Annotated in this window: 1 pseudogene; it reads left to right on the plus strand. The window is 72.5% G+C overall.

Annotation, left to right across the window (positions count from 1 at the left end):
- A pseudogene (locus tag AC0IX4_RS23315) lies at positions 1–240 on the plus strand (lipase); the annotation flags it as partial.

Below are 240 nucleotides of genomic sequence, written 5' to 3' on the forward strand. Positions count from 1 at the left end.
CCTCGCGAACCGAGAACGACGAGCCCGTCGCCGTCACCGGGACGTACATCGACCCCGCCGTGCCGTGGCGCGGCTCCGGTCCGCGGCCCACCGTCGTGGTGGCACCGGGCACCGGCGGGCAAGGCGATCAGTGCGCGCCCTCGCGAGCGTTCCCTCTCGCACTGAACCTCACGACGGATCCGCTGTCGCTGGCCGCGAACCAGGAGCTCGTGTCCTCGACCCTGTGGGGGTCGAGGACAC

This window comes from Rhodococcus sp. AC861 (assembly GCF_979256035.1).